This window comes from Vibrio sp. SCSIO 43132, assembly GCF_019904195.1.
GTDB lineage: Bacteria > Pseudomonadota > Gammaproteobacteria > Enterobacterales > Vibrionaceae > Vibrio > Vibrio nigripulchritudo.
Window position 1 is genome coordinate 1,753,176 of the sequence record NZ_CP063199.1, and the last position, 14,392, is coordinate 1,767,567.

General features: G+C 46.8%; 14 protein-coding genes, 1 pseudogene and 1 riboswitch. Of the genes and pseudogenes, 3 read left to right on the top strand and 12 right to left on the bottom strand.

Annotated elements, in window-relative coordinates:
• Positions 1-64: 64 nt before the first annotated feature.
• The 7 genes and pseudogenes from thiM to INR79_RS07950 form a co-directional block, all read right to left on the bottom strand.
• Positions 65-850, bottom strand: a complete 786-nt coding sequence (gene thiM / locus INR79_RS07920) for a hydroxyethylthiazole kinase (protein ID WP_223096724.1) — start codon at positions 848-850, stop codon at positions 65-67.
• Entirely contained in the window at positions 847-1,524 is a 678-nt protein-coding gene (tenA, locus tag INR79_RS07925) for a thiaminase II (RefSeq protein WP_200765529.1), read from the bottom strand. The genes thiM and tenA overlap by 4 nt, the downstream gene beginning before the upstream one ends.
• Positions 1,525-1,536: 12 nt before the next feature.
• Positions 1,537-2,484 (bottom strand): ABC transporter substrate-binding protein, encoded by a 948-nt coding sequence (locus INR79_RS07930; RefSeq protein ID WP_223096726.1) that lies wholly within the window; start codon positions 2,482-2,484, stop codon positions 1,537-1,539.
• A gap of 75 nt (positions 2,485-2,559) precedes the next feature.
• Positions 2,560-3,291: pseudogene (locus tag INR79_RS07935) on the bottom strand (ABC transporter permease); the annotation flags it as partial.
• Positions 3,292-3,349: 58 nt separating this feature from the next.
• Positions 3,350-4,153, bottom strand: coding sequence for an ABC transporter ATP-binding protein (locus tag INR79_RS07940; RefSeq protein ID WP_262415393.1), 804 nt, complete (start codon positions 4,151-4,153; stop codon positions 3,350-3,352).
• Positions 4,143-4,994 carry a bifunctional hydroxymethylpyrimidine kinase/phosphomethylpyrimidine kinase gene (gene thiD, locus INR79_RS07945; RefSeq protein WP_223096730.1) on the bottom strand — a complete coding sequence of 284 codons (852 nt, stop codon included), beginning with the start codon at positions 4,992-4,994 and terminating at the stop codon, positions 4,143-4,145. The genes INR79_RS07940 and thiD overlap by 11 nt, the downstream gene beginning before the upstream one ends.
• 74 nt (positions 4,995-5,068) lie before the next feature.
• Positions 5,069-5,165, bottom strand: a riboswitch (TPP riboswitch).
• 142 nt (positions 5,166-5,307) lie between these two features.
• Entirely contained in the window at positions 5,308-6,177 is an 870-nt protein-coding gene (locus INR79_RS07950) for a GyrI-like domain-containing protein (RefSeq protein WP_223096731.1), read from the bottom strand.
• A 373-nt stretch (positions 6,178-6,550) separates the two neighbouring features.
• Between INR79_RS07950 and INR79_RS07955 the strand changes: the two genes are divergently transcribed.
• On the top strand, positions 6,551-7,705 hold the full coding sequence (locus INR79_RS07955; RefSeq protein ID WP_223096732.1) for a PLP-dependent aminotransferase family protein: 1,155 nt from the start codon (positions 6,551-6,553) through the stop codon (positions 7,703-7,705).
• 1 nt (position 7,706) lies between these two features.
• Here INR79_RS07955 and INR79_RS07960 read toward each other — a convergent pair whose 3' ends face one another.
• Positions 7,707-8,594: a LysR family transcriptional regulator gene (locus INR79_RS07960; protein WP_004398607.1), complete on the bottom strand. Its 888-nt coding sequence runs from the start codon at positions 8,592-8,594 to the stop codon at positions 7,707-7,709.
• 328 nt (positions 8,595-8,922) lie between these two features.
• Here INR79_RS07960 and ppk2 point away from each other — a divergent pair, with 328 nt between their 5' ends.
• A complete protein-coding gene (gene ppk2, locus INR79_RS07965) occupies positions 8,923-9,669 on the top strand; it encodes a polyphosphate kinase 2 (protein WP_223880397.1) in 747 nt (248 codons plus the stop codon).
• A 40-nt stretch (positions 9,670-9,709) separates the two neighbouring features.
• The gene (locus INR79_RS07970) at positions 9,710-10,003 is read left to right on the top strand and encodes a hypothetical protein (RefSeq protein ID WP_022550445.1); all 294 of its coding nucleotides are present in this window, start codon (positions 9,710-9,712) and stop codon (positions 10,001-10,003) included.
• 118 nt (positions 10,004-10,121) lie between these two features.
• Here the strand turns inward: INR79_RS07970 and INR79_RS07975 are convergent, their stop codons facing one another.
• Genes INR79_RS07975 through INR79_RS07990 form a run of 4 tightly spaced genes read right to left on the bottom strand, consistent with a single transcriptional unit; the run spans position 10,122 to position 14,299 of the window.
• Positions 10,122-10,790 (bottom strand): CDP-alcohol phosphatidyltransferase family protein, encoded by a 669-nt coding sequence (locus tag INR79_RS07975; protein ID WP_223096733.1) that lies wholly within the window; start codon positions 10,788-10,790, stop codon positions 10,122-10,124.
• On the bottom strand, positions 10,783-11,430 hold the full coding sequence (locus INR79_RS07980; RefSeq protein ID WP_022550446.1) for an ATP-binding cassette domain-containing protein: 648 nt from the start codon (positions 11,428-11,430) through the stop codon (positions 10,783-10,785). The genes INR79_RS07975 and INR79_RS07980 overlap by 8 nt, the downstream gene beginning before the upstream one ends.
• Entirely contained in the window at positions 11,396-13,111 is a 1,716-nt protein-coding gene (locus tag INR79_RS07985; RefSeq protein ID WP_223096972.1) for an ABC transporter permease, read from the bottom strand. The genes INR79_RS07980 and INR79_RS07985 overlap by 35 nt, the downstream gene beginning before the upstream one ends.
• 45 nt (positions 13,112-13,156) lie before the next feature.
• The gene (locus INR79_RS07990; RefSeq protein ID WP_004398615.1) at positions 13,157-14,299 is read right to left on the bottom strand and encodes an ABC transporter substrate-binding protein; all 1,143 of its coding nucleotides are present in this window, start codon (positions 14,297-14,299) and stop codon (positions 13,157-13,159) included.
• Positions 14,300-14,392 lie beyond the last annotated feature (93 nt).

The following is a 14,392-nucleotide window of genomic DNA, read 5'->3' on the forward strand; positions in this document are numbered from 1 at the left end:
CCTTCTTAGGTAAGTTGTCTTTGTGTGGCTCAAACAAAAACGCTGCTCGAAGCAGCGTTTGTTTTTAGGAGATATTCAGGCGTTCAGCCAGAACTTTCTCATCTAACAGATAGAGTACATCAAGCAGCTCCAACTGAAGGCTGCCAGGGCCTTTCGCTTGTTCTGCCGCTATTTCACCAGCTACGCCTAATACCGCCGCTGCTGCAACACCACTGTTGTCACCAACGGCAGCAAATGCGCCCGTAAGCGCACTCAAAGTGCACCCCATTCCGGTCACATAAGGCATCATTTCATGCCCGTTTAACAGCGACATTACTTGATCTGCACTTACGATGTAATCGGTAGCCCCGGATACCACCACTGAACATTGGTACTCTTCAGAAAGGAACTTTGCTGCCTCTAAAGCTGCATCACTGCTGTCTAGCGCATCGACGCCTTTGCTCTGCGCCTGTTCATCAGCCAGCGCGATGATTTCAGAAGCATTACCACGGATGATCAGTCTATCGGCTGCTTTGGCAATATCTCTGGAGGCTTTAGTTCGAATGGCACTTGCACCACATCCTACTGGGTCTAGCACGACAGGCTTGCCATTTTTGTTTGCTTGCTCAACCGCAAACTCCATTCTAGGCAACCACTGAGAATCCAGCGTACCAATGTTGATGACAAGCGCGCCTGCAAAGCTCATCATTTCTGCCATCTCTTCACGAGAGTGCGCCATAATAGGCGAAGCACCTACAGAAAGCAGTGCGTTTGCCGTATTGTTCATCACCACGTAGTTGGTGACATTAACGACGAGCGGTTTGTTTTCTCTGACTTTGGTGAGCAGTTCGGCAATAGTTTGTTTGTTCATACTTTACCTTCCTTGATAGCGTTTAATCCCTGTTGCCAGAACGCAACTTCCATTCGCGTTGCGGTTCTGAAAACGTCGATAATATGCTTGCCTCGTGGGCTGTTAAGCTCCACTTCAGCCAATAATTTGTCGATGGTTTTCACGCCTTGCGCCACGCTTTGTTGAAACTCTTCGCCGCCGTAAAGCTTAATCCAGCTTGCGTAAGGGTTACCTTCTAGCTTGGTATTCGGGTCATTCAGGAGCTGTTTGCCGATTTCCGCATAGCCGATAGAGCAAGGCGCCAATGCAGCATAAAGATCGACCAGATCGCCCATCATGCCAGCATCGAGAACGTATCGGGTGTAAGCCACTGTACCGAAGTCTTCCGGTTCGGCTTCCAGATCCGCTTCTGTTAATCCCCAGTTCTGACAGTATTCCACGTGGTGAGCGATTTCAGAATCCAGAAGGGCATGAACACTAGGCAGTGCATCACGCATGTCTTCCAGCGTTTTCGCTTTGTATATCGCAAGCGCGTAAGCGCGGGCGTAGTGTTTTAAGAACAGAAAATCTTGCTTCAAATAATGAAGATAGCAAGGCTGTTCCAGTGACCCGTCTGCCAACTGCTTTACAAACTCGTGCTGAGTGTAGTCTTCCCAGTCACTTCGGCACGCATTAATGAGATCTTGATGATTCATAGTAAGCCTCGATCAGTTGAAGTTTGGAATGTAGTCCACTGCTTTTGGTAGTGTCTCAATGATCTTTTGGTCGTACATAAACTGGGCGTAATCGTCATAACGTTTGTGGTCGACGGCTGAAGGACGAAGTGCAAAACGAGTCAGAGTGTCGTTCCAAGCACGTTTGTTCAGCTCGTTGTTCAGTGTGTCTGGCGAGTAGGCAACAAACTCTTTCCACGATTGCTGAGGGTGGTTAACGATGTAGGTTGTCGCTTTTTCCAGAGCGCGATTAAACGCTTTGATGGCTTCTTTGTCGTGTGTTTTGGCGTTAGCAACGAAAACCAGTTCGTCGTAAGTAGGTACGCCATGCTCTTCCGGGAAGAAAGCTTTTGCATCGTAACCTTCAAGAGCCAGCTGGTTGCTTTCGAAGTTACGGAAACCACCCCAGATAGCGTCAACTTTGCCAGAAGCCAGTGATGATGACAGCGCCCAGCCAACATTGATGATTTCTACGTCTTTGTAGTCAACGTTGTGAGTGTTCAGCATGGTGCCAATGGTAGCTTCTTCATTACCCGCGATAGCAATACCAATTTTTTTGCCTTTAAGCTCAGACAGGTTGTTTACCTTGCCTTTCAGAACCGTCAGTGTATTCAGTGGTGTTGCAACCAGTGTTGCTGAGCGAATCAGTGGCAAGCCAGCAGCAACGTCAATGGTCAGGTTTGGCTGGTAAGAAATCGCTAGGTCGACTTTATTCGCTGCAACCAGTTTTGGTGGTGTACTTGGGTCAGCAGGTTCCTGAACGTTTACCGTAATGCCTTCTTCCTTAAAGTAACCGCGTTCTTTAGCGATGACAATCGGACCGTGGTTCGGGTTAACGAACCAGTCCAGCATCAGAGTCAGTTTCTTTTCTTCCGCACTTACATTAAAAGCAACCGCAGAGGCAGCAAGTGCAATAGCACTGAAAATGGTCTTCTTTTTCACAATATTTTCCTTTTTAAATCGCTGAATGATTTTCAGGTCAACAGACCCTATAGATCATTCCTATTGAATGTGTGATTACTTTTCCCAAGGGATAAGTCTTTTAAGTGCTTCGTCTGCTGCAAAATACAGCGACACCGACAAAGCGGATAAAATAAAGAGTGCCGCGAACATTTCGTCGATCATCATGCGGGCATTCGCCTGTAACATCAGATACCCAAGCCCTTCGCTTGAACCTACCCATTCGCCACAAACTGCTCCAATCGGAGCCACGACAACCGCAACTCGGATTCCTGAAGCGAGAGTCGGTAGGGAAGCGGGTAGCTGAATATGACGAAGGGTTTCCCATTTCGATGCACCCATGGTTTTCGCCAGATCCAGATAGCCTGTTGGGGTGTTGCGTAAACCGTCGTAACAACAGGTGGTGACAGGGAAGAAGATGATGATGGCAGCCATAACGACTTTGGAGGTAATGCCATACCCAAGCCAGAGCATTAAAACAGGGGCAATCGCAAACACGGGAATTGCCTGACTGGCGATAAGAATCGGCAGCAACCAGCGTTTAAGGGGGTTGAACATCAGCATTTGCAGAGCAAAGATCAGCCCCATAGACAAGCCAAGAAGCAGGCCAAGCAAGATTTCCTGAGCTGTGACCCAGGTGTGTTTGAGCAACACATCCTGACGCTGAATCAGGCGCTCAAAGACATCAAACGGTGCTGGCAATATAAAGGCTGGCATCTCGAATATCACCACAATTGCTTGCCACAACCCAATCATCACCGATGCACTAATGATCACGCGCATTAGCGGGAAGGAAATTTTCTCGCTTCGCTTAATGGCTCTGGCAACGGTAGAAAGCTGGTTTACGTTACTCATAGTCTTTCTCCAGCTTTTCAATAATGCTTTGTTGAAGCTTGGCGGACTCGGCATCCAGTTTTCTTGGGATATCGGATTGAGGTAATTCCATAGCGTGAGCAAAGGCAGGAGCGCCCTGCATCACGTATAGCTTGGAAGCCAGTCGAATGGCTTCGTGCGGGTCATGGGTAATGAGTAACACGGTTTTATCTTGAAGTAGCTGATGTGCCAGGTTTTGAAGCTTGTGACGATTTACTGCATCCAACGCCGAAAAGGGTTCATCCATTAGAACGATGGGTTTTTCCTGCATCAGAGTTCGGGCGATAGCAACACGTTGTCGCATGCCACCAGATAATTGCTGTGGAAGGAGATCCCTTTGGTCTGCCAAACCGACCTGTTCCAGTAAATGCAGTGCTTTTTTCTGGCTTTCTTTGCCTTTCAATTGCTTGCCAAATCGTGTGCTGAGCAAGACATTGTCTAATGCGGATAGCCAGGGCATCAGTAAATCTTGCTGCCCCATATACGCGATTTCATTGTCAACCGACAAAGGGTGTTTTATGCCTTGTTGGTCTTCCAACAACAGCGCACCTTTCCAGCTGGCTTTGGCGTTGAGAAGCCCTGCAAAATGGCGAAGCAGAGTCGATTTACCGCAACCGCTTCTTCCAAGAATGCACGTCCAGTACCCGACAGGAAATCGCATATTCAGGTCGGCTAATGTTGGCGTTTCGGCATCCAGATATTGCAGTTCACCATTTTCTAACGCGATGAACGCTTTATCCTTTGCAAGAGTCGTAAAACTCGAAGCTTCAGCGTACATCTTCATGTCCGGGGAAAAAGTGGTGGACCGGACCATGTCCCTGACCAATATCCAGTTCATCGGCATGAGCGATGGCATTGGATATGTAGTACTTACCCAGCTTGACGGCTTCTGGCAGTTCATAGCCCTGAGCGAGATAAGAGGCGATAGCGGAAGAGAGCGTACAACCTGTGCCGTGAGTGTTTTGAGTATCGACACGTTTGGCGTTTAACGATTCAACCTTGTCAGGAAATATCAATAAATCTGTGCTGTATTCACTGGTTTCTAAATGCCCGCCTTTGAGCAGTACCGACTGACAACCCAGAGAGCGAAGTTGGTCAATCATGCTTTCCATATCGGCTTCACTTTCAGGCACTGGATTACCGGTTAAGGCTGCGCCTTCGGGCAGATTAGGGGTGATGACATCAGCAAGCGGCAATAACTCCGCTTTCAAGGTGCTGATAGCACTTTGTTCGAGAAGCAGATCGCCACTGGTTGCAACCATAACCGGGTCAACCACCAGATATTTTGGTTTGTACTGCTTTATTTTGTTGGCAACCACTTTAATGATGCCCGAATCTGCCAGCATGCCGACTTTGACAGCTGCGATATTGAGATCGGTAAATACGGCGTCTAGTTGGCTTTCCACATGGTCTAGTGGGATAGGGAAAATCGCGGAAACGCCTTGTGTGTTTTGAGATGTAATTGCCGTGATAGCTGAACAAGCAAAGCTGCCCGTTGCTGAAATGGCCTTGATATCTGCCTGAATGCCGGCACCACCACCACTGTCGGAACCAGCAATAGTAAGTACGATTGGCGTATTCACACCTGTGGGGGAAGGGTGGCTGTTTTGTGTGGTCATAAGTGCTCCCGCAATACAGGCGAGCAGGAACTCTTCTGACTAAAGAATGGAATGGTAGTGAGATCAACCCATCGACAGTAAGATTCATAGTTCCCTACGCCAGTGTTAACTGAATCAGGTTCAACGGGTCTCGCTATGCGATCTCAGCCTAAGGCTCCCCGACTATTATTCGCGATGATAACAATTTTCATTAAAAGGGCAACGAATTGATCCCCGGCTTGGTGCGTACGTCTAATTAATGAGCAAAATATCAATTATGACGACTTGATGTGTTAGCAATTAAAATGCATCTTCTTGCTCATCAATGACATGTCTAGAAAAAACGAATGGGAAGGTAGAAATCCAATTCAAATGCTTCATCTTCGCTAAGAAAGTGGTTTTTATGATAGTGAACATAAGCTGGTGTAGAACGAAGCTTAAACTCAGATTGTGGAAGCCAGGTTTCCAGCACTGTGCTTATTTGAGGAAGCAGTTCCCCGTAGATGCCTTTGAGTTTAAATACTGCGTGTAAGCCGCCGGGAATCACCATCTGGTTGACGACTCCGCGATATTTCAGGGGTTCTGAAATGCCCACACATGCAACGTATCGACACTGATCCAGCTCCACCCACGCTGGGTTTGAATGGTGTAAGCCAAACTGTTGCGAAAAATCTCGCCCGTCGTTTTTCGTCCACGCCTGCAACGTTAGCCATGCATTGCGAATCGAACGGCTGTAACCATTGTGGCGAACATACGCCGCCATTCTGTCTGGGACTTCCTTTATTTTCGGAACGGGAAGAGGGCGGCTTGCTACCCTCTTGTAGCCCGCTGCGATTTCAGGATCTTTCAAATAGGGTTTATCGGATACCTGTAGATCGTGTTTACGCCACTTGCCCGGTGACATATCGAATGTTGCCTTGAAAGCTTTATTGAAGGAAGAAAGAGAAGAAAAACCACAGTTGTTAGCGATATCCAGAATAGGAGAAGAGGTATCAAACATGAGCTGATTGGCAGCGTATTCCATGCGCGCCCGGCGAATGTACTGATGTATGGGTTCGCCAACCACTTCCTTAAACACACGGTGGAAATGCTGCTCAGAATAGGCCGCAATCGACATCAATTCCTTTACAGAATGCGTCTTACTTATGTCTTGATGAATGTGGAACAGAACATCATTCATCCTAGAGGTATGTTGATAGCTCAAAATTCTAAAAAAGCATAAACGGACATAATGAAGAGCATAAATGGACAAACATGTTTTCGCAATAGGTCATATTATACCCAAGTAACCTCAAGATGCTCGTTTCAGCGAGAATTAACTGGCTTTCAGACAAGACACCGATTTGAAGATCTAGTGGCTCTAAATTAAGAATCGGTAACGCAGTATGAAAGCCAGTTAAACTCGCCCTTGGGAGCCTATATTCTGTCCCACTTCATCGTCAAAGAACTTGGAAAGGACGGGTCATTCCACTGCGTTCTCTTCCTTGAATTGAAACAGAATATGAGGCTCTGAATCCTGCACCTTGAGGTTACTTGGGTATATCTAATACAGAATTCAATGCTGCAATGAGAAACAAATGGAAGTCGCACAATCATTAAAACAGATCCAATCGTCTTATATCCGTGAAATTCTAAGCGCGGCAAGCGACGAAAATGTCATATCGCTGGCTGGTGGTTTACCGGACGAATCAACGTTTCCTATTGCACTAATGAAGCCAGTTCTGGAAAGCTTGACCGAGAAATCCGCTGTTTTTCAATATGGTTTGACGGCGGGTTATCCGCCATTGCTTGAACACCTGGAGCAGGCTTTCAATCTTCCTGATACGCATCAAGCGATGGTATGCACAGGCTCGCAGCAAGGGTTAGACCTGATTGCGAGAGCTTATGTAAATCCGGGGGATACCGTCGTTATGGAAGCACCAAGTTACCTCGGCGCAATGCAGGTATTCGGTTTAGTGCAAGCGAATATAGTGACGGTGTCACAGAATGAGTGTGGTCCTGATCTTACGGAGCTGGAATCTTACTTTGCTTCTGAAAAGCCAAAAATGTTTTACGCGGTTCCTGACTTCCACAACCCGACAGGAGTTTGCTGGTCGCTGTCAGTGAGGCAAGCTGTGGCGAGCCTGTGTGAAGAGTACAATGTTGCCTTTATTGAAGATGCACCGTACCGAGAGCTGAGGTTTCGTGGGGAAATGTTGCCAATGGTGTCTGAGTTCTGCCCTCAGCACTCAATTGTCCTTAGATCCTTTTCCAAAATTGCTTCACCGGGTTTAAGGATGGGCGTAGTAACTGGCAAGCAAAGCTACATTGAACCGCTGCTTAAAATCAAACAGGGGGCGGATTTGCATTCTAGCGTGCCAATGCAAGAAGTACTGTTAGGTTTGCTCACTCATAATGGGTTCGATGATCACCTAGCTTCAATCCGTAGCCTTTATCGCAAACGTTATGAATGCCTAAAATCAGAGTTGGATAGGCAACTGCCAGAAGGCTGCAATGTGCAAAGCGTCGATGGTGGGATGTTTGTCTGGGCAACATTACCGGAATGTGATACCTACGTTCTGGCAAAAGCTTTGTTGGAAAAGGGCGTTGCAGTCGTACCAAGCCCTGTGTTTTACCCCAGTCCTGAAGGGCAGAAGCCCGCAATCAGGTTAAATTTCACCAACGCGAGCGAAGACGAGCTTAAAGAAGCGGTAACCCGACTGGCAACTGGCATACAACAGATCGCGTTGTAAATTACTTCTGAGCGAAACTCAAAAGCTCTTTAATAAAGACTTCCAGTGGCGTCGAAATGTCTTTCGACGCCAGCCGAATAATGGATAACGGTCGCTTAGAGTTGATGTCGGTAATGTTGATTTTATGCAACGTACCTTTAGCGACCTCTTCCTTTACCGTTTCATTTGGCAAAATCGACACACCTATTTCAGCTTCTACCGCTTTTTTCAACGTGTACACATTGTTGTGGGTCATTCGAATGTTTACATCAATACCCTTTTCGGCAAGGAGCTTGTCTATCACAACACGGGTAGGAATGCGTTCACCAAACGCGACGAAGGGTTCACCTTTAAGCTGACTGATAGAAACCGATTTTTTACCATTGAGTTTGTGCTTTTTCCCGGTAACTAAGACCAGTTCGTCTTCAGAAAACGGGATAGATTCGATCAAATGGTTTGGTTTAGGGTAAGCGACGATACCAATATCAATCTGTTCTTTCCTGACCGCTTCATAAATCGCTTCGCTGTGCTCGTACTCTAAGTGGACACACACCTTAGGGAAGGCTTTCATAAAACCGGAAAGAAAGTCTCCCAATTCGTACATTCCCACACTGTGAATAGCCGCGATTCGAATATGCCCTTCAAGAACACCGGCACTGTAATTGGACTTAATTTTGATGTTTTCACATAGTCGAAGAATTTCCCTGACATCTTCCAATATCAGTAAACCTTCGGGGGTGAGTTGAGTGGTTTGTGAAGTTCGGGAAAGGAGTTGCTGACCAAGCGCATCCTCAAGTTTTTTAACATGTACGCTAACTGCTGGCTGGCTAATATGATTCAACTTTGCCACTTTCACAAAGCTCTGTTCTCTTGCTAAGTCACTGAAAAGTTTAAGTTGAATCAAATTCATGTCTATAAGTAAAAGTTATTGAAGTTATAGAATAATAACATTTAATTTACATGGATAACCATAGCATAATTAAGGTGAATAAACAGAAGTTATATTGATATGGGTATAAGCTGATAGATACGTCAGTCGCCTACAAAAAGGCAAGCCAGTGAAAAGGAATGCGCAGTCTATGAATCAAGCCAATTCAGTCCCTTTGTCTGCTGTTCAGACAACCAAAAATGAAAAGCCATCGAAGAAGAAAAAGTCCTCTGAAATTCTGTTCGACCTAAATGCCAAAAACGGCAAAATCCCTTGGAATGCAGATGGAGAATACCCCTACAAAACCAAGATGGACGTAGTGGAATATGAACGCCACAAGCACGAGCTGCAAATTGAGCTGCTCAAGCTGCAGGGTTGGGTAAAAGAGAATAACGAGCGTATTGTCATTTTGTTTGAAGGACGAGACGCGGCGGGTAAGGGCGGAACCATCAAACGATTTATGGAACACCTGAACCCTCGTGGTGCACACGTGATCGCGTTAGAAAAACCTAATGCCCGTGAAAGGAATCAATGGTACTTCCAGCGTTACATTCAGCACTTGCCAACCAAGGGTGAAATTATCATGTTCGACCGTTCCTGGTACAACAGGGCAGGTGTTGAAAAAGTGATGGGCTTCTGTGGCGATGACGAATACCTTGAGTTTTTGCGCCAAACCCCAGAGCTGGAACGCATGCTGGCGAATTCAGGCATTCGCTTATTCAAATACTGGTTCTCGGTGAGCCGGGCAGAGCAGTTCCGCCGCTTTAAATCACGCCAGAATGATCCGCTCAAACAGTGGAAACTGAGCCCGGTGGATATGGCGTCTCTTTCGAAGTGGGACGATTATAGTCGAGCGAAAGATGCAATGATGTTCCACACCGATACCAAAGACGCACCATGGACCATTATTCGCTCAGATGACAAAAAGCGCGGCAGAATCAACTGTATGCGTCATTTCTTAAGCTTAATTGATTACCCAGGTAAGGATCACGATGTCGTTAATCAGCTCGACCCTCAAATTGTGGGCAGCCCAAAAAATATGACAAATGCAGGCTAACGAGATAAACCGTAATAGAAATAAAAATAAGGAGTAACCCATGGCTGAAAAGGAACTAAAGAAGCTTAAAAAACTGTTCGAGAAAAGCGAAAAAGAAGTGGAAAAAACGGCTCAGCTAGCCAGAGCTGCAGCTGAAGAAGCCAAACGCGCGATGGAGCAAGCAGCAAAAGCGGAAGAAGCCGCTAACCTAGCCAGATCAAAGCTAAAAAAAGCCAAGAAAGAACTCAAGCAAGCGCAATCATTTCAGGCTGCTCAAAAGAAAGTCTCTAAGAAATCCGCGATCCGCCGAGCCAAGAAGATCAGCAACCGAGAGAAAAAGCCTGTGGCGGTTTAAAAGGGTGACTTTGTTGAAGGAGAGAGGCGCGAAGCCTCTCTGTTAACATACGCCTTGTGAGTGACATTTATCTATTTAGATTCATGTATTCAATTGGTTTACAGCTAGTACTCTATTCTTACTCAGCACCAGTTCCTTGAGGCTCAGTAGCACTAACTTTTTGACTCTTCTCCAACTCAATATTCTTCAACGTATGGAAACCAGACCAGATGCGAGTGAAGGTGGTTATCCAGCAGAGTGAACCAAATACGAAGGCGATTACTGCGAAGTACTGCGGGAACAGGCAGAAGAAAACGAAGCAGGCGATGGTCTCTGTCCCTTCGGTGATGCCGCTCATGTAATACAGTGATTTGTTAGTGTAAACCGGGTTATCGATTTGATGTTTGCCTGCCATTACTGCAAATGCAAGGAAACTGGTGCCTGTTCCGATAAATGAAAAGATCAGGAATGCGCCAGCGATGGCGTTGCTTTCCGGATCTGCAAGTACAAATCCAAAAGGGACCAGAGAGTAAAAGAGAAAGTCCAGGCTAATATCCAGAAAACCGCCTGAATCGGTAATCCCGTGTCTTCTTGCCAATGCTCCGTCTACGCCATCGGCAATTCTGTTTAAAGCAATAAAGAACAGCGCCCAGCCATATTCCTGCAAAGCCAGGGCGGGGAGTGCGAGACAACCAAGCAGAAACCCGACAAACGTTGCCTGATTGGCAGTGATGTTGAGGTTGTCCAATGATTGCGCCACAAGATTAAGCGGCGCTCGAATCACTTTTACGCTGAATCTATCAAGCATGAGCATTCTCCCATGGCCAACTTAAACACGAACTGTTGACTGGCACATCGGCTTCATCGTGCGTCACCATCAAAGTTGGAATATTGGCTTCTCTTAACTGCTGGAAAACCCATTCACGGAATTGAACTCGTAAGTCTTTATCAAGCTTGCTAAACGGTTCATCCAGCAAAGCAACTCTTGGTTGCGCCAATAGCATTCTTAGCAAACTCACACGCGCACGCTGACCACCGGAAACCTGATTCGGGAAGGAATTCGCCAGCTTTGCCAAACCGACTTTTTCTAGTGCTTGCATAGCTTGCTGATTGCGAGCCTGACCTTTCACGGTGTTTGGTAATGCAAACGCCAAGTTTTCCCAGATGTTCAGGTGAGGGAAAAGCAAATCATCCTGAAACAGGAATCCGACTCGGCGAAGATGTGGGCTGATTTTACCCACGTCTTTCCCCTCGATCTGAATAGCCCCATCAAAGGAGAAGTCATCGGATAAATGCCCTGCAATCGCACTAAGCAATGTGGATTTACCACAGCCACTTGGTCCCATTAATGTGAAGACTTCTCCGTCTTTTACCTCAAAGGAAACCGGATTAAATAGAGCTTTATTGTGCCTGTCATGGATGACGAGGTTTGTTAGCTGAAGCGTCATGAAGGCTTTGAGTCCTTACTATCTGTGTACGACGTAAACGTCTGTTTTGTAATTGGTTCGTCAGCATTGCAAACGAGAAGAAAATCAATGGCAATAACGCCTGCCATAGAGCATAAATTGCGGTAACTCGGCGATCGTGCCCGCTGGTCAGAGCAACGGCTTCCGTCGTGATGGTGGCAATTCTGCCAGCGCCTAACATCAGCGTCGGCAGGTATTGCGCAAGGCTGACACTGATACCCACCGCCCAAGCATAAATAATCGCCGGGAAAAGGATGTGCGCTTTTACCGACCACCAGGCACGGAATGGGGATTTGCCCAGGCTTAGTGCTGCCTGAGTTAAGCGATTGTCGTAGCTGCGCCATGGACCGTCTAGTGAAAGGAATACATAGGGGAACGCGAAGAATACGTGCGCCCAACATACCCAGAAATAGTAAGCATCGGTAGAAAACAATAGGGTAGTGATCTGTAATCCAAACAAAATGGAGAGTTGAGGTACCAGCATCGGAATTGCGATGATGAAACCCGGTACATGCATGCGATAGCGCAGGCGATATTCGTGTCCAATCAATGCCAGAATCAGCGCAATGGTAGAAGAAATAATGGCTATCGACAGGCTGTCCAAAATAGTCGGTACAATGCCTTCCCATTCTGTTGCCCAAAAGCGTTCGCTCAGCTTGGTTGGGAACAGATCAGGGAAACGCCAGCGTTGAGCAAAGCTCCAGATTACCATTAGTGGTAGGGTCATAAACGCAATGGCTGTCGTCGCAAGAAAGAAGGTTTTACCGGGAACTCGTAAACCAAAGCGCCCAGAAAACTGCCAGCTACGACACTTCTTAACGACACCCGTTTCAATGCCTCGCAATACGGCGATAAGTAACGCACACACCAAGAATAGAATTACTGCTCCTGCTGCGGCGCGAGGTAAGAGCGCAAGGTCAGGATCGTTAAACCACTGCCAAACCAAGACGGCAAACGTAGGTGGGTTGGTAGGACCAACAATCAACGACAGATCAACCACGGATGCACCATACGCTAATACCGCCAGCAGAGGAAAACGCAGTTTGGGCAGCCATTGTGGGAATATGCACTTCCACCACATCTGTGCGTCGTTATAACCCAGGCTGTGTGCGATCTGAGTAGTTTTGTTGACTTTCAACTGTTGCAGAATAGGAATACTCATCAGCAACAGAAAAGGAATCTCTTTTAGGGTCAGAACCGCAATCAATCCCCAACCTTGCTGGTTGTGAACAATGTTGAAGTCCCATGGTGTACTGCCAAATATCGGCATCATATCAAGCAGAGGGTGAAGTGCCCGAACGATCATTCCGGTAGGTGCAAACAGGAATGAAAACCCGATAGCAAAAGCAACATGTGGCAAAGCCAGCAAAGGCGACAAGGTAAATTCAACTTTACGCCAGAACGTAGAGCGCCAGGATGCCTGCAAGATAAAGAAGGTAAATAAACACGCCAGAATGGTACTGACTAATGTTGTAAACAGAGTCAGGAAAATAGACTCCCAGACACCACTCCATTCAAAGACAGCAGCAAACCCGTTCACCGAAGGTGAGGTATAGCCAAGAGGAGGGATGTAGTTAACTGATGAGAGTATCACGCCGACAAAACCGGGAACGGTTGGCGCGATACATACAACAATCATCAATAAATATAGGAGTCTTAACATCATGACTTTCTGTCGTTTTCCTCCCTCAAAGAGGGAGGAGTTAGATTACTGACCGTAGCGTTTAAGCCACTCTTTTTCCAAAGCTACCTGCCAGCTTGGGTGAGGCTCAGCAACAGATTTATATAGCTTGGTGTTTTTCGCACTGCCTGTCAGGTGAACAGATTTTAGTACGGACGGGTCACCCCAAATGTCCAGATCACCTTTACGAGATTGTGCTTCAGGGCTAAGCAGGAAGTTGATGGCAACTTTTGCCCCTTCTTTTGCGTTCGCATTCCACGGAATAGCCAGGAAGTGGATGTTGGACAATGCACCTGTTTCCATCGCGTATGCCTTAGTTGATTCCGCAAGCGTGCCTTCATTCTGTGCGGAGAAAACGGCATTCGGGTTGAAGGTAATCGCCAGATCCAACTGGTTATCATCTAACAGCTGGAAAGTTTCTGTAGAGCCGGATGGGAACTGCTTACCCTTCTTCCAAGCGTTTGGATGAAGCTTATCCAGGTACTGCCAAAGAGGCTCAGTCACCTGTGCAAAATCGACGTCGTTTGCTGGCTTCATCAGGCGCGGATCATTGTTTGTTTGTTCAATTAGCAATGCTTTTAGGAAACTAGTGCCGTGGAACTGAGGTGGTTTCGGGTAACTAATGCGGTTTGGATACGCTTGTGCGTAGCTTAACAGCTCAGCAAAGTTCGCTGGTGGGTTGTTCAGGCGTTTAGAGTCATGAATAAACACCAGCTGTCCTACACCCCATGGCGCTTCTAAGCCTAATGTCGGTTCAGAGAAATCGCTGTCGACAGGTAGAGACTTGTCGACAAACTCCCAGCTAGGCAATTGATCGACAAACGGACCGTGTAGCAGTTCGTTGGTCTTCATGGATTTGAAGTTCTCACCGTTAATCCAAACCATATCGACGCTACCACCACTGTTCTTTCCTGCGGTTTTTTCTGCCAGAAGACGAGAGCTGGTTTCTGCAATGTCGGTCACTTTTACATGTTTTAACTCAACACCGTATCGACGCTGTAACTCTTTGTCTGCCCAGCGAAGGTAGTTATTTATTTGCTGGCTTCCTCCCCACGCATGGAAGAAAACGGTTTGACCTCGGGCTTTCATTTCAATGTCCTTCCACTGCTCTGAAGCTACTGTAGGTAGCGAAAGCAATGCAATGCACAAAGAAGAAATGAGCTTTTTCATGATTATCCTTTTAAATGTAAATGCTAGGGTGTGGAAAATTCCCTGGCGACGACTCCAACACCTTGAGACCACCCTGCGAATCCAAATTTCGTT

Coding starts and splice junctions, on each gene's coding strand:
- INR79_RS07990 (WP_004398615.1), bottom strand. CDS start 14,299: ATGAAAAAGCTCATTTCTTCTTTGTGCATTGCATTGCTTTCGCTACCT.
- INR79_RS07980 (WP_022550446.1), bottom strand. CDS start 11,430: ATGACGCTTCAGCTAACAAACCTCGTCATCCATGACAGGCACAATAAA.
- tenA (WP_200765529.1), bottom strand. CDS start 1,524: ATGAATCATCAAGATCTCATTAATGCGTGCCGAAGTGACTGGGAAGAC.
- INR79_RS07955 (WP_223096732.1), top strand. CDS start 6,551: ATGGAAGTCGCACAATCATTAAAACAGATCCAATCGTCTTATATCCGT.
- INR79_RS07975 (WP_223096733.1), bottom strand. CDS start 10,790: ATGCTTGATAGATTCAGCGTAAAAGTGATTCGAGCGCCGCTTAATCTT.
- thiD (WP_223096730.1), bottom strand. CDS start 4,994: ATGACCACACAAAACAGCCACCCTTCCCCCACAGGTGTGAATACGCCA.
- INR79_RS07970 (WP_022550445.1), top strand. CDS start 9,710: ATGGCTGAAAAGGAACTAAAGAAGCTTAAAAAACTGTTCGAGAAAAGC.
- INR79_RS07940 (WP_262415393.1), bottom strand. CDS start 4,153: ATGTACGCTGAAGCTTCGAGTTTTACGACTCTTGCAAAGGATAAAGCG.
- thiM (WP_223096724.1), bottom strand. CDS start 850: ATGAACAAACAAACTATTGCCGAACTGCTCACCAAAGTCAGAGAAAAC.
- ppk2 (WP_223880397.1), top strand. CDS start 8,923: ATGGACGTAGTGGAATATGAACGCCACAAGCACGAGCTGCAAATTGAG.
- INR79_RS07960 (WP_004398607.1), bottom strand. CDS start 8,594: ATGAATTTGATTCAACTTAAACTTTTCAGTGACTTAGCAAGAGAACAG.
- INR79_RS07985 (WP_223096972.1), bottom strand. CDS start 13,111: ATGTTAAGACTCCTATATTTATTGATGATTGTTGTATGTATCGCGCCA.